Consider the following 15802-nt stretch of genomic DNA (forward strand, 5'->3'; position numbering starts at 1 on the left):
GCCGCGCCCCCCGTGGCCCAGGCCGTGCCTGGCGGCCCGCCGCCCATCCCCCGGGTGCCCCGGAACCAGCCGCTGCCGCTGTCCTTCGCCCAGCAGCGGCTCTGGTACATCCAGCAGTTGGATCCCCAGAGCGGCGCCTACAACAACGCGACCACGTTCCGCCTGACAGGCGACCTGGACGTCGCCGCGCTCCAGGCGGCGCTGGACGAGCTGGTGGCCCGGCACGAAGTGCTGCGCACCACGTATTCGCTGGAGGGTGAGAGCGCGGTGCAGCTCATCCACCCGGCGCGCGGCCTGCCCCTGGCGCGGGTGGACGTGGCCGGGGAGACGCCCGAGGCCCGCGAGGCGGAGCGGGTGCGCCTGTGCCAGGCCCACGCCGTGCTCCCCTTCGACCTGGAGAAGGTCGTGATCCGCGCGCTGTTGTTGCGCGTGGAGCCGAAGGTGCACGTGCTGGCGATGGTGCTCCATCACGCGGTGTCCGACGCATGGTGCACCATGGTGCTCGCGCGCGAGCTGACGGTGCTCTACGCGTCGTTCACCGCGGGGATGCCGTCGCCGCTTCCGCCGCTGCCGGTGCAGTACGCGGACTACGCGGTGTGGCAGCGCCAGTGGTTGGAAGCCGGCGTGATGGAGGAGCAGGTCGCGTGGTGGAAGCAGCGCCTGCTGGGCGCGCCAGCGCTGGAGCTGCCCACGGACCGGCCGCGTCCGGCGGTGCAGTCCTTCGCGGGCTCGCTGTACCGCTTCCAGTTCCCGGCCGACGTGGCCGAACCCCTGCTCGCGCTCAGCCGCAAGCAGGGCGCCACGTCGTTCATGGTGATGATGGCGCTCTTCCAGACGCTGCTGTCGCGCTACTCGGGCCAGGACGACTTCGTGGTGGGCACGCCCATCGCGGGTCGCACGCGTCCCGAGGTGGAAGGGTTGCTGGGCTGCTTCCTCAACACCCTCGCCTTCCGCTCGAAGCTGGAGGGCTCTCCGTCGTTCAACACGCTGCTGGGCCGCGTGCGCACCCAGGCGCTGGAGGCCTACGCGCGCCAGGACGCGCCGTTCGAGAAGATCCTGGACACGCTCCAGTTGCCGCGCGACTTGAGCCGCACGCCGCTGTTCCAGGCCATCCTCAACGTGCTCAACACGCCGGAGGCCAAGGCCCAGCTTCCGTCGCTGGAGCTGAGCCCGGTGGAGGTCCCCCTGGACGCGGCCAAGTTCGACCTGGGCCTGGAGATCTGGGAGAGCCGCACAGGCCTCTCCTGCCGCTTCGAGTACTCCACGGCCCTCTTCGACGAAGCCACCATCGCGCGCATGGCGGCGCACCTCATCGGCCTCGCGCGGGAGGCCGTCGCGGCCCCGGAGATGCCGCTCGGACGCCTGCCGCTGTTGAGCGCGGCCGAACACCAGCAGATCCTCGTCGCGTGGAACGACACGCGGGGCGAGTACCCGCGCGAGGCGTGCATCCAGGATCTGTTCATGGCGCAGGCCGCGCAGCGTCCGGACGCCATCGCGCTGGAGTTCGGGGACACGCGCCTGACGTACGCGCAGTTGGACGCACGCACGAACCAGTGGGCACACCTGCTGCGTGAGCACGGCGTGGGCCCGGATGTCCTGGTGGCGGTGTGCCTGGATCGCTCCATCGAGCTGATCGTCGCGCTGCTCGCCATCCTCAAGGCTGGGGGCGCCTACCTGCCGCTGGATGCCACGTACCCGGCGACCCGACTGGCCGCGATGCTGGAGGACGCACCGCCGAAGTTGCTGCTCACCACGCGCGCCGTGCGCACGGGCCTCGCGGTGGACGACGCCCTGCCCTGCTTCTTCGTGGAGGAGCTGCGGCTGGAACAGCAGCCCCTGACGCCCGTGAAGGCGGGGACGCATTCGCGCCACCTGGCGTACGTGGACTTCACGTCCGGAAGCACCGGCCGCCCCAAGGGCGTCGCGGTGGAGCACCGGGGCGTGCTGCGCCTGCTGCACAACGCACCCTACGCGAAGCTGGGCCCGGATGAGACCTTCCTCCTCATCGCGCCCATCTCCTTCGACGCCTCCACTCTGGAGGTCTGGGGACCGCTGCTCTTCGGCGGCCGCCTCGTCGTCTTCCCGCCCCGGTCTCCCTCGGACGTGGACCTGCTGGGCCACGTCCTCCAGCACCACCGCGTCACCACGCTGCACCTGACCGCGGGCCTCTTCGCGCAGGTGGTGGACCTCAAGTCCGAAGCCCTCCAGGGCGTGCGGCAGGTGCTCACGGGCGGCGACGTCGTCTCCGCGCCCCACGTGCGCCGCGTGGTGCAGGAGCTGGGCATCCCCGTCACCGCCTGCTACGGCCCGACGGAGACGACGCTCTTCGCGTCCACGCACCGGATGACGGATGCGGCCCGGGTGGGGACCACCATCCCCATTGGCCGGCCCATCAACGCGACGCAGCTCTACGTGCTGGATGCGCACGGGCAGCCGGTGCCCCCGGGCGTTCCCGGTGAGCTCTTCATCGGTGGTGACGGCCTCGCGCGCGGCTACCTGTCGCGCCCGGACCTGACCGCCGAGCGCTTCGTCCCGAACCCCTTCTCCCCCACGCCGGGCGAACGCCTCTACCGCACGGGAGACCTTGCACGCTGGCGTCCGGACGGGGTGATGGAGTTCCTGGGCCGCGCGGACCACCAGGTGAAGGTGCGCGGCTATCGCATCGAGCTGGCGGAAGTGGAGGCCGCGCTGCGGGCCCACGCGGAGGTGCGCGAGGCCGTGGCGTTGGTGCGCGAGGACGTGCCCGGCGACAAGCGACTGGTCGTCTACTTCGTCGCGAGCCAGGACCTGGACCCGGCCACGCTGCGCGCATTCCTGTCGCAGCGGCTGCCGGAGTACATGCTGCCGTCGGCGTTCGTCTCCCTCACGGCCCTGCCGCTGACGGCGAACGCGAAGGTGGACCGCAAGGCCCTGCCGGCCCCCGAGGGCCTGCGCAATACGAAGCGGGAGTATGTCGCGCCCCGCACGCAGATGGAGCAGCGGCTGGCCGCCGTCTGGGCCCAGGTGCTGCGCGTCGAGCGCGTGGGCGTGGACGATGACTTTTTCGAGCTGGGCGGCGACTCCATCATCAGCCTCCAGGTCGTCGCGCGCGCGCGTCAGGCCGGCGTGCGGCTCTCCGTGCGCGACCTCTTCCAGCACCCCACCCTGGGCGCGCTCTCGTCCGTGGCGAAGGTCGGCGCGGGCAGCCTGGCGGAACAGGGCCCCGTGGTGGGCTCGGTGCCCCTCACGCCCATCCAGCTCGAACTGCTGAAGGGCGATCCCGAACACGCCCACCACTCCAACCAGCCCCTGCTGTTGCGGGCCCGTCAGCCGCTCCAGGCGGCACTCCTGGAGCAGGCGCTCCAGGTGCTGCTGGGCCACCACGACGCCCTGCGCCTGCGCTTCAGCCGTGAGGGTGACTCCTGGCGTCAGCACAACGCCTCGCCCGAGGACGCTCCCTTCCGGTTGCTCCAGGTGGATCTCTCCGAACTCCCGCCGGAGGCCCGTTCTCGTGTCATGGAGGAGCAGGCGGACCGGCTCCAGGCGAGCTTCGACCTGGCCCAGCCCCCGCTGGTGCGCGCCGCCCTCTTCCACTTCGGCCCGGACGCGGCCCAGCGGCTGCTGCTCATCGTCCACCACCTCGTGGTGGACGCGGTCTCCTGGCGCGTGCTCATCGAGGACCTGGAGGCCGCGTACCTGCAACTGCTCGCACGGCGTCCCGCGGTGCTTCCCGGCAAGACGACGTCCTTCCTGTCCTGGGCGCGCCGGCTGGGAACCCACGCCCTCTCCGATGCGCTGCACGCCCAGACGGCGCTGTGGCTGGACGAAGCGCGCCAGGACATCGCTCCACTCCCTGTCGACGCTTCGGGTGCCAACACCCACGACTCACAGCGGTCGGTCTTCGTCCAACTGGACGTGGAGGAGACCCGGCTGCTGCTCCAGGAGACCCCCGCGGGCTGGCGGGCAGGGATCAACGACGTGCTGTTGGCCGCGCTGGCGCTCGCGCTGCGCGAGTGGGCCGGTCAGTCGCGCCTGCTCATCGACCTGGAGGGTCATGGCCGGCAGGAGTTGTTCGCGGACGCGGACGTGTCGCGCACGGTGGGCTGGTTCACGTCGCTGACGCCCGCACTGCTGCGGCTGCCCCCGGGAGGCACCCCGGGCGACAGCCTGCGCGCGGTGCGCGATACGTTGAGCCAGTGGCCCGACCAGGGCATCGGCTTCGGGTTGCTGCGCTTCATGGGGCCTGCGGAAGTCCGTCAGCGGATGGCGGCCTTCCCTCGGGCGCAGGTGGCGTTCAACTACCTGGGCCAGCTCGACGGCGCGTCCGACGCCAGCACCCTCTTCACGCTGGGCGACGAACCCGTCGGCACTGCGGTGGCGCCCCAGGCCCTCCGTCCGCACCTGCTCCTCGTCAACGGCTCGGTGCGGGATGGCCGGCTGGGAATGGACTTCGGCTTCAGCCACCACCTGCACCATGCCTCCACCGTCGAGGCCCTGGCGCAGCGCTTCGTTTCGTCCCTGCGCACGCTCATCGCGCAGCGGCACTCCGAGGACTCGCGCCGGATGACGCCGGGCGACTTCCCCCTGGCGCGCATCTCCCAGCCCGCCTTGGATCGGTTGTTGGCCTCGCAGGGGCCCACCGTGGAGGACGTCTACCCGCTCTCCGCGCTTCAGCAGGGCATGTTGTTCCATGCTCTCCACAGCCCGGACGCTGGCTTCTATTTCGAGCAGCGCTCCTGGTCGATCCACTCGCACGTGGACATCGCGCTGTTCCAGAAGACGTGGCAGGCGGCGGTGAATCGCAACCCCATCCTGCGCACCAGCTTCGTGTGGCAGGACCTGGAGGCTCCCCTCCAGGTGGTGCACTCGCATGCCGTGTTGCCGTTCGAGCAGCACGACTGGCGGCACCTGTCCCCGGAGGAGCAGCAGGCCGGGTTGGCGCGGCTGGCGAAGGACGAACGGACGCGCGGCTTCGACGTGGCGCGCGTCCCGTTGATGCGGATGGTGGGCGTGCGCCTGGCGGATCTGCACTGGCGCTTCATCTGGAGCCACCACCACCTGCTGTTGGACGGCTGGAGCTCCGGCCTGTTCTTCCAGGAGGTCTTCGCGCTCTACGAGGCCTTCCATTCGGGTGCGACGCCCGCACCGTCGACGCGGCCTCCGTTCCGGGACTACATCGCGTGGTTGCAGCGGACCGACGCCGCCGAGGATGAGCGCTTCTGGCGCGCCCAGCTCGCCGGCCTGTCCACCCCCACACCCGTGCCCGCCGAGCAGCCCATGGCCGCGCGGACCGGCGAGCCCGCGAAGCAGGACGATACGGGGCTGGCCCTGTCCCTGGAGGACACCGCCACCCTCCAGGCGTTCGCGCGTCAGCACCAGTTGACGCTGAACACCCTGGCGCAGGCGGCGTGGGCCGTGGTGCTCGCGCGCTACGCAGGCACGCAGGATGTCCTCTTCGGCACCACGCTTGCGGGCCGTCCCCCGGAGCTTCCGGGCGCGGAGGCCATGCTGGGCATGCTCATCACCACGCTGCCGGTGCGCATCCAGCTTCCCGACGAGCACGCGCCCCTGCTGCCCTGGCTCCAGTTGCTCCAGGAGCAGCAGTTGGCCCTCCAGCAGCACCAGCACACGCCGCTGGTCACCGCGGCGGGCTGGAGCGACATGCCGCGCGGCACGGCGCTCTTCAACACCCTGCTCGTGTTCGAGAACTTCCCCCTGGATGAGTCGCTGTTGAAGCGCTCCACGGAACTCGACATCCGCGACCTGCAAGCCGAGGAAGGCACCCACTACCCTCTCACTGCGTCGGTGCTGCCCGGCAGTCAGCTCCAGCTCCACCTGGGCTACGACCCGCTCCGCTTCTCGCGGGACGCGGTGACGCGCGTGCTGGGCCACTGGCGCCGGACGTTGATGTCGCTGGCCCACGCGGAAGGCCGCCTGTCCGATGTGTCGCTCCTCGCGTCCGACGAGCGTGAGCGGCTGCTGGGCGCGCTGTCCGGCGAAGCCCTGGACTTCGATCGCGACGCCACGCTGCACGGGCTCATCGAAGCGCAGGCAGCCCGCACGCCGGATGCGGACGCGGTGGTGTTCGAGGACACGACGCTGTCCTTCCGTCAGCTCAATGCCCGCGCCAACCAACTGGCCAGGCACCTGCGCTCGCTGGGCGTGGGCCCCGAGGTGACGGTGGGCCTGTGCCTGGAGCGCTCGGCGGAGGCCATCGTCGCGCTGCTCGCCGTGCTCAAGGCTGGGGGCGGCTTCGTACCGCTCGACCCGACGGCTCCGGTCGCGCGCAAGTCGTTCCTGCTGAAGGACTGCGGTGCATCCGTGCTGCTGACATCGCGCGCCCTCGCTGAAGCGTGGAGGCCCGACGTTGCGCACGTGGTGCGCCTGGACTCCGAGCAGGAGCAGGCGCACCTGTCATCGCTCTCCGGGGAGGCCCTGCCTCCTTCGGCCCGTCCAGAAGGCCTCGCGTACGTCATCTACACGTCGGGTTCCACGGGCACGCCCAAGGGCGTGATGGTGCAGCACCGCTCGGTGCTCAACCTGCACCGCTCGCTGACGCGGACCATCTACGCGGGCCTGCCGCGAGGCCGGCGCATCACGGTCAACGCGCCGCTGTACTTCGATGCCTCCATCGAACAGGTCGTCCAACTGCTCGACGGCCATTGCCTGGTCGTCGTCCCCGAGGACGTGCGCCTGGATCCGGAGCGGATGCTCCCGTGGTTGGAGCAGCGTCGCATCGACGCGCTGGACTGCACGCCGTCGCAGCTCAAGCTCCTGCTGGCCGCGGGGCTGTTGGAGCGCGCGCACGTACCGGCCCTGTTGTCGGTGGGTGGTGAGGCGCTGGACGAGGTGATGTGGCGGCAGCTCACCGCGACGAAGCGCACGCGCGCCTTCAACGCCTACGGCCCCACCGAGTGCACCGTCAACGCCACGACGTTCCTCCTCCAGGACGCCCCCCAGACGGTCCCCGTCATCGGCCGGCCCGTCCACAACCTGCGCGTCTACGTCCTCGACGAGCGTCAGCGCCTGGTGCCCTTCGGCATGTCGGGCGAGCTGTGCATCTCCGGTGAAGGCGTCGCGCGCGGCTACCTGGGCCGGCCGGGCCTCACGGCGGAGCGCTTCCTCCCCGATCCGTTCAGCCCTGAGCCTGGAGCGCGCCTGTACCGCACGGGCGACAAGGCCCGTTGGCGGGAGGACGGGACGTTGGAGTTCATGGGCCGCCTGGACTTCCAGGTGAAGGTCCGTGGCTTCCGCATCGAGCTGGGCGAAATCGAAGCCACCCTGCGCTCGCACCCGGGCATCCGGGACGCGGTGGCGCTGGTGCGCGAGGACGTGCCCGGGGATGCGCGGCTCGTCGCGTACGTCGCGCCGGAGGTGGACACCTCACCCTTGCGCGAACACCTGCGCAAGCACCTGCCCGAGTACATGGTGCCCGCCGCGCTGGTCACCCTGCCCGTCCTGCCGCTGACGCCCAATGGCAAGGTGGACCGCAAGGCGCTGCCCGCGCCGGAAGCCTCGCAGCTCGGCGCGAGCACCTACGTGGCGCCCCAGACGCCCACCGAGGTCGCCCTGGCCACGTTGTGGGGCGAGCTGTTGCGCGTGCCCGCGGTGGGCCGCCACGACAACTTCTTCGAACTGGGGGGCCACTCCCTGCTGGCCACGCAGGTGGTGTCTCGCATCCGTTCGACACTGGGCGTGGAACTGCCGTTGGGAGACCTCTTCCGCGCGCCCACCGTGGCGGAGCTGGCCGCGCGGCTGACCCATGCGGCTCGGGCCAAGACGCCGCCGCTCACCCGGGCGGACCGGACGTCGGCGCCGCCGTTGTCGTTCGCGCAGCAGCGGCTGTGGTTCATCGACCAGTTGGAGCCGGGCACCACGCTCTACAACATGCCGCTGCCGCTGCGCTTCATCGGCGCGGTGGACGAAGGCGCGCTGCGCAAGAGCCTGGATGCGCTGATGGCCCGGCACGAGGTCCTGCGCACCACGTTCCGTGTGGAAGCGGGCCAGCCCGTGCAGCACATCCAGGACGGGGCGACCGTGCCCTTCGAGTCCGTGGACCTCACGGACCTCCCGGATGAGACGGAGCGCCAGTCCGAGGCGAAGCGTCGCGCGATCGCGGAATCGCGCCGTCCGTTCAACCTGGCGCAGGGCCCGGTGATGCGCGCCCTGCTCCTGAAGCTGGGTGCGGAAGAGCACGTGCTCGTGCTGCACGTGCACCACATCGCGTCCGACGGCTGGTCCTTGGGCGTGCTGGTGCGCGAGATGACGGCCCTCTACGAGGCCTTCCGCCACGGCCGGGCCCCTGCCCTTCCGGAGCTGCCGGTGCAGTACGCGGACTACGCCGCATGGCAGCGCGACTGGCTCCAGGGTGAGGCCCTGGAGGCGCAGCTCGGCTGGTGGAAGCAGCAACTGGCGGGTGCGCCCCACGTGCTGGATCTGCCCACCGACAAGCCGCGTCCAGCCGTCGCCTCCTGGCGCGGCGACGCAGTGCCCGTGCACCTGCCGCGCGCCCTCTCCGAACAGGTGGAAGCCCTGGCGCGCAAGGAGGGTGCGACGCCCTTCATGGTGCTGCTGGCGGCCTTCCAGACGGTGCTGCACCGCTACTCCGGGCAGGACGACGTGCTGGTGGGCTCTCCCATCGCGAACCGTCGTCACGCGGAGACGGAGGGCCTCATCGGCTTCTTCGTCAACACGCTGGTGCTGCGCGGCAGCTTCGGCGCGCGGCTTTCGTTCCGACAGTTGGTCGCGCAGGTGCGCGCCATGACGCTGGGTGCCTATGAGCACCAGGACATTCCGTTCGAGCGGCTGGTGGAGTCGCTGCAAACCACGCGCGACTTGTCCCGTACGCCCCTGTTCCAGGTGATGTTCGTGCTCCAGAACGCACCCCTCCCAGAGCTGGTGCTGCCCGGCTTGTCGGTGCAGACCGCGGACATCGGGGATCGTGGCACCGCCCAGTTCGAGCTGGGCCTGGACCTCGACCGTGAGGCGGACGGCTTCGTTGGACTCATCCGCTACGCGACGGACTTGTTCGAGCGCTCCACCGTCGAACGCCTGATGACGCACCTGCGGGTGCTGCTGGAGGCCGCGCTGGAGCGGCCCGACGCGCCGCTCGCGGAGCTGTCCTTCGTGGGCCCCGGGGAGCGTCAGCGACTGCTGGGCGACCTGAGTGGCACCGCCGCGGACTTCGACCGCGAGTCCACGCTGCATGGGCGCATTGAAGCGCAGGCAGCCCGCACGCCGGACGCGGACGCCGTGGCGTTCGAGGGGACGACGCTGTCCTTCCGTCAGCTCGACGCCCGGGCCAACCAGCTCGCGTGGCACCTGCGCTCGCTGGGCGTGGGCCCCGAGGTGACGGTGGGCCTGTGCCTGGAGCGTTCGGCCGAATCCATCGTCGCGTTGCTCGCCGTCCTCAAGGCCGGCGGCGCCTTCGTGCCGATTGATCCCTCGGCACCCGTCGCGCGTCGCTCGTTCATCCTGGGCGACAGCGGTGCGTCGGTGCTGCTGACCACGAAGGCCCTGGCGGAGGAATGGACGCCGGAGGTGGGCACCGTCGTGTGCCTCGATGGCGAGCAGAAGCCCTGGGCGGAGTTGCCCGCGGAAGCACCGGATTCCGGCGCGGGGCCGGAGAACCTGGCGTACGTGCTCTACACGTCGGGCTCCACCGGCATGCCCAAGGGCGTGGCGGTGCGGCACCGCTCCGTGCTCCATCTGCATCAGGCGATGGCGCGCGACATCTACGTGCAGCGGCAGCGTGGCCTGCGCGTCAGCGTGAACGCGCCGCTCTTCTTCGATGCATCCATGGAGCAGGTCATCCAGCTCGTCCATGGGTACTGCCTGTGCATCGTCCCCGGCGACACGCGCAAGGATCCGGAGGCGATGCTGGCGTGGCTGGAAGCGCAGCGCATCGACGCGCTGGACTGCACGCCCTCGCAGATGAAACTCCTGCTGGACGCGGGGCTGCTGGAGCGCGCCCATGTCCCGGCGCTCCTCATCGTGGGCGGTGAGGCGCTGGACGAAGTGACGTGGCGGAAGCTTTCCACGACGAAGCGCACGCGCGCCTTCAACGTGTACGGACCGACCGAGACCACGGTCAACGCGACGGCCTGGTCCCTCCAGGATGCACCCCAGGTGCTGCCCGTCATCGGCCGGCCGCTGGACAACGTGCGGGCGTACGTGCTCGATGAGCAGCAGCGCTTGCTGCCCTTCGGCATGCAGGGCGAGCTGTGCCTCGCGGGCGAAGGCCTGGCGCGTGGCTACCTGGGCCGGCCGGACCTGACGGCGGAGCGCTTCGTTCCGAATCCGTTCAGCACGGAGCCTGGAGCGCGGCTGTACCGCACGGGCGACAAGGCGCGGTGGCGCGAGGACGGGACGCTGGACTTCATGGGCCGCCTGGACTTCCAGGTGAAGCTGCGCGGCTACCGCATCGAGTTGGGCGAAATCGAAGCCACGTTGCGCACACATGCGGGCATCCGGGACGCGGTGGCGCTGGTGCGTGAGGATGTGCCGGGCGATGCGCGCCTCGTCGCTTACGTCGCGCCGGAGGTGGAGATCGCGCCCCTGCGTGAACACCTGCGCAAGCACCTACCCGAGTACATGGTCCCGGCCGTACTGGTCGCCCTGCCCGCCCTGCCGCTGACGGCCAACGGCAAGGTGGACCGCAAGGCGCTGCCCGCGCCGGAAGCCTCGCAAGTCGGCGCGCGCACCTATGCGGCGCCGGAGACGCCGACGGAAGTCGCCCTGGCCTCGCTGTGGAGTGAGGTGTTGCGCGTCCCCACCGTGGGACGGCACGACAACTTCTTCGAGTTGGGCGGACACTCACTGCTGGCCACGCAGGTGGTGTCTCGCATCCGCTCCACCCTGGGCGTAGAGCTGCCGCTGGGAGACCTCTTCAGAGCGCCCACCGTGGCGGAGTTGGCTGGGCGGATGGCCCATGCCTCCCGCTCCGGGGCGCCGCCGCTCATCCGGGTGGACCGGACGTCGGCGCCGCCGCTGTCGTTCGCGCAGCAGCGGCTGTGGTTCATCGACCAGTTGGAGCCGGGCACCGCGCTCTACAACATGCCACTGCCGCTGCGGTTCACCGGCGCGGTGGACGAAGGCGCGCTGCGTAAGAGCCTGGATGCGCTGATGGCGCGGCATGAGGTCCTGCGCACCACGTTCCGCGTGGAAGCGGGCCAGCCCGTGCAGCACATCCACGCCGAGGCCACCGTGCCCTTCGAGTTCGTGGATCTCACGGACATCGCCGACGCGAACGAGCGCCAGGCTGAAGCCGAGCGTCGTGGCAGCGCGGAATCCCGCCGTCCGTTCAACCTGGAGCAGGGCCCGGTGATTCGCGCCCTGCTCCTGAAGCTGGACGTCCAGGAGCACGTGCTGGTCCTGCACCTGCACCACATCGTGTCCGATGGCTGGTCGTTGGGCGTGCTGGTGCGTGAGATGACGGCCCTCTACGAGGCCTTCCGCCAGGGGCAGACGCCTACCCTTCCGGAACTGCCGGTGCAGTACTCGGACTACGCCGTCTGGCAGCGCGGCTGGCTCCAGGGTGAAGCCCTGGAGGCGCAGCTCGGCTGGTGGAAGCAGCAACTGGCGGGCGTGCCCCAGGCACTGGATCTGCCCACCGACAAGCCCCGTCCGGCCGTCGCCTCCCGACGTGGCGGTACGGTACCCGTGCAACTGCCGCGCGCGCTCTCCGAACAGGTGGAGGCCCTGGCACTAAAGGAAGGCGCCACGCCCTTCATGGTGCTGCTGGCGGCCTTCCAGACGGTGCTGCACCGCTACTCCGCTCAGGACGACGTGCTCATCGGTTCGCCCATCGCGAACCGTCATCATGCGGAGACGGAGGGCCTCATTGGCTTCTTCGTCAACACGCTGGTGCTGCGCGGCAGCTTCGGTGCGCGTCCCTCGTTCCGGCAACTCCTCGCGCAGGTGCGCGCCACGACGCTGGGCGCGTACGAACACCAGGACCTCCCGTTCGAGCGGCTGGTGGAGTCGCTTCAGACGACACGCGACCTGTCACGTACGCCCCTGTTCCAGGTGCTATTCGTGCTCCAGAACGCGCCCCTCCCGGAGCTGGTGCTGCCCGGCCTGTCGGTGAAGGGCGCCGACATCGGGGACCGTGGCACGTCGCAGTTCGAGCTGAGCCTGAACCTCGACCGCGAATCCGACGGCTTCATCGGATCCATCGACTACGCGATGGACCTGTTCGAACGGTCCACCGTCGAACGCCTGATGACGCACCTGAGGGTGCTGCTGGAGTCCGCGCTGGAGCAGCCCGACGCGCCGCTCGCGGACCTGTCCTTCATGGGCACCGAGGAGCGTCAGCGACTGCTGGGCGACCTGGGTGGCACCGTCGCGGACTTCGACCGCGAGTCCACGCTGCATGGACGCATCGAAGCGCAGGCAGCACGCACGCCGGACGCGGACGCCGTGGCGTTCGAAGGCACGACGCTGTCCTTCCGGCAGCTCGATGCCCGAGCCAACCAACTCGCCCGGCACCTGCGCTCGCTGGGCGTGGGCCCCGAGGTGACGGTGGGCCTGTGCCTGGAGCGCTCGGTCGAATCCATCGTCGCGTTGCTCGCCGTCCTCAAGGCCGGCGGCGCCTTCGTGCCGATCGATCCCTCGGCACCTGCCGCGCGTCGCTCCTTCATCCTGGGCGACAGCCGCGCGTCGGTACTGCTGACCACGAAGGCCCTGGCGGAAGAATGGACGCCGGAGGTGGGCACCGTCGTGTGCCTCGATGGCGAGCAGAAGCCCTGGGCGGAGTTGCCCGCGGAAGCACCGGATTCCGGCGCGGGGCCGGAGAATCTGGCGTACGTGCTCTACACGTCGGGCTCCACGGGCATGCCCAAGGGAGTGGCGGTGCGGCACCGCTCCGTGCTCCACCTGCACCAGGCCTTGTCACGGGACATCTACGTGCAGCCGCAGCGTGGCCTGCGCGTCAGCGTGAACGCGCCGCTCTTCTTCGACGGCTCCATCAAGCAGGTCATCCAGCTCGTCCATGGGTACTGCCTGTGCATCGTTCCCGGTGACACGCGCAAGGATCCGGAGGCGATGCTCACGTGGCTGGAGGCCCAGCGGATCGACGCGCTGGACTGCACGCCCTCGTTGCTCAAGCTGATGCTGGACGCGGGGCTGCTGGAGCGTGCGCACGTGCCGGCGCTGCTCCTCATCGGCGGTGAGGCGCTGGACGCGGTGACGTGGCGGAAGCTGTCCACGACGAAGCGCACGCGCGCCTTCAACGTGTACGGCCCCACCGAGAACACCGTCAATGCGACGGTCTGGTCCATTCAGGATGCACCCCAGGTGCTGCCCGTCATCGGTCGGCCGCTGGCCAACGTGCGGGCCTACGTGCTCGATGAACAGCAGCGCCTGGTGCCCTTCGGCATGCAGGGTGAGCTGTGCCTCGCGGGCGAAGGCCTGGCGCGTGGCTACCTGGGCCGACCGGACCTCACCGCGGAGCGCTTCGTTCCGAATCCGTTCAGCACGGAGCCCGGAGCGCGGCTGTACCGCACGGGCGACAAGGCGCGCTGGCGCGAGGACGGGACGCTGGACTTCATGGGCCGCCTGGACTTCCAGGTGAAGCTGCGCGGCTACCGCATCGAGCTGGGAGAAATCGAAGCCACCCTGCGCTCGCACCCGGGCCTCCGGGACGCGGTGGTGATGGTGCGTGAAGACATGCCGGGCGATGCACGGCTCGTCGCGTACGTCGCGCCGGAGGTGGACACCTCTGCCCTGCGTGAGCATCTGCGCAAGCACCTGCCCGAGTACATGGTCCCGGCCGCCTTCATGGCGCTGCCCGCCCTGCCGCTGACGCCCAACGGCAAGGTGGACCGCAAGGCGCTGCCCGCGCCGGAAGCCTCGCAAGTCGGCGCGCGCACCTATGCGGCGCCGGAGACACCGACGGAAATCGCGCTGGCGGCGCTGTGGAGTGAGGTGTTGCGCGTCCCCACCGTGGGACGGCACGACAACTTCTTCGAGTTGGGGGGCCACTCCCTGCTGGCCACGCAGGTGGTGTCTCGCATCCGCTCCACCCTGGGCGTGGAGCTGCCGCTGGGAGACCTCTTCAGAGCACCCACCGTGGCGGAGCTGGCCGTGCGGCTGACCCATGCGGCTCGGGCCAAGACGCCGCCGCTCATCCGGGCGGACCGGACGTCGGCGCCGCCGCTGTCGTTCGCGCAGCAGCGGCTGTGGTTCATCGATCAGTTGGAGCCGGGCAGCAGCCTGTACAACATGCCACTGCCGCTGCGGTTCACCGGAGCGGTGGACGAAGGCGCGTTGCGCAAGAGCCTGGACGCGCTGATGGCGCGGCATGAGTCGCTGCGCACGACGTTCCGCGTGGAGGCGGGCCAGCCCGTGCAGCACATCCGCGCCGAGGCCACCGTGCCCTTCGAGTCCGTGGATCTCACGGACATCGCCGACGCGAACGAGCGCCAGGCTGAAGCCGAGCGTCGTGGCAGCGCGGAATCCCGCCGTCCGTTCAACCTGGAGCAGGGCCCGGTGATTCGCGCCCTGCTCCTGAAGCTGGACGTCCGGGAGCACGTGCTGGTGCTGCACCTGCACCACATCGTGTCCGATGGCTGGTCGTTGGGCGTGCTGGTGCGTGAGATGACGGCCCTCTACGAGGCCTTCCGCCAGGGGCAGACGCCTACCCTTCCGGAGCTGCCGGTGCAGTACGCGGACTACGCCGCATGGCAGCGCGACTGGCTCCAGGGTGAGGCCCTGGAGGCGCAGCTCGGCTGGTGGAAGCAGCAGCTTTCGGGTGCGTCCCACGTGCTGGATCTCCCCACCGACAAGCCGCGTCCAGCCGTCGCCTCCCGGCGTGGCGACGCGGTGCCCGTGCACCTGCCGCGCGTCCTTGCCGAGAAGGTGGAGGCCCTGGCCCAGCGTGAAGGTGCCACGCCCTTCATGGTGCTGCTGGCGGCCTTCCAGACGGTGCTGCACCGCTACTCCGGCCAGGACGACGTGCTGGTGGGCTCTCCCATCGCCAACCGTCATCATGCGGAGACGGAGGGCCTCATCGGCTTCTTCGTCAACACGCTGGTGCTGCGCGGCAGCTTCGGCGCGCGGCCTTCGTTCCGACAGTTGGTCGCGCAGGTGCGCGCCATGACGTTGGGCGCGTACGAACACCAGGACCTCCCGTTCGAACGGCTGGTGGAGTCGCTGCAAACCACGCGCGACCTGTCACGTACGCCCCTGTTCCAGGTGCTGTTCGTGCTCCAGAATACGCCTCGCACAGAGCTGGTGTTGCCCGGTCTGGCCTTGAAGGCCGCTGACATCGGGGTACGTGGCACGTCGCAGTTCGAGCTGAGCCTGAGCTTCGACCGTGCGACGGAGGGTTTCGTCGGTCGCATCGACTACGCGACGGACTTGTTCGAACGGTCCACCGTCGAGCGCCTGATGACGCACCTGCGGGTGCTGCTGGAGTCCGCGCTGGAGCGGCCCGACGCGCCGCTCGCGGACCTGTCCTTCGTGGGCCCCGAGGAGCGTCAGCGACTGCTGGGTGACCTGGGTGGCACCGTCGCGGACTTCGACCGCGAGTCCACGCTGCATGGGCGCATCGAAGCGCAGGTGGCCCGCACGCCGGACGCGGACGCCGTGGCGTTCGAAGGCACCACGCTGTCCTTCCGGCAGCTCGACGCCCGGGCCAACCAGCTCGCGTGGCACCTGCGCTCGCTGGGCGTGGGCCCCGAGGTGACGGTGGGCCTGTGCCTGGAGCGTTCGGCCGAATCCATCGTCGCGTTGCTCGCCGTCCTCAAGGCCGGCGGCGCCTTCGTGCCGATCGATCCTTCGGCCCCTGCCGCGCGTCGCTCCTTCATCCTGGGCGACAGCC

The 15802-nt window shown here is 70.3% G+C and carries 1 protein-coding gene (cut by a window edge); it reads left to right on the forward strand.

Features of this window, described 5'->3' with window-relative positions; translation table 11 throughout:
• On the forward strand, positions 1–15802 hold part of the coding region annotated (locus D7V88_RS15620) for a non-ribosomal peptide synthase/polyketide synthase (protein WP_120541442.1) (this coding region is incomplete at both ends). 13822 nt of the annotated region lie beyond the right edge of the window; 15802 of 29624 annotated nt are visible.

Source organism: Corallococcus terminator, from assembly GCF_003611635.1.
GTDB lineage: Bacteria > Myxococcota > Myxococcia > Myxococcales > Myxococcaceae > Corallococcus > Corallococcus terminator.